The organism is Mycobacterium montefiorense (assembly GCF_003112775.1).
Classification (GTDB): Bacteria; Actinomycetota; Actinomycetes; order Mycobacteriales; family Mycobacteriaceae; genus Mycobacterium; species Mycobacterium montefiorense.
Window position 1 is genome coordinate 1 of sequence record NZ_BFCH01000047.1, and the last position, 609, is coordinate 609.

General features: G+C 59.4%; 1 protein-coding gene. It reads right to left on the minus strand.

Going from position 1 to position 609, the window contains the following annotated elements:
• The coding region (locus tag DB708_RS25840) for a hypothetical protein (protein WP_133251065.1) at window positions 1-609 on the minus strand (609 nt) is incomplete at both ends.

Here is a 609-nt window from a genome sequence, read left to right on the forward strand (position 1 = left end):
CCGCATCACGCAGCCGACACTCATCAAGCGCACCACGTAACGCGATATCCAACTGCACCGCATACACATCACCGCGATCCACCACATCACCGCGATCCACCACATCACCGTGATCCGCCTGGGCGACACCAGCATGAAAAAGCAGCCCCTGCTGCAACGCAGTCAACGGCAACACATCAGCCACCACACCCTGGGACGCCAACTCATCAATCTGATGCTGAACAAGACGCGCCGGCACAATATCGGACGGCGTCAACCCACCCCCACCACCACGAACACACGCACACATCCCCGCCAACGCCTCAAACCACAACACACTGAGCCGACCAACCTGGGCCTCATCGACCACCGAACGCGCCCACATCCAGTTCGCACTCAACTCAGGGCCAGCCACCGTGTCGACAGTGACCGCATTAAGTTCCACCGTGTGCATCAACGGCATCGGCACCGCCCTAGTAACACCCACCGACGACGCACCCTGCTGACTGAAAAGCCATAAATCATCCGACAACTCACCCGCGGCGCCCGCACCCACACGCCCCAAATAGTTAAACCCGATCACCGGATCTGGCCCGGACAAATCCACCTCAGGGTTCAAATACCGCAACA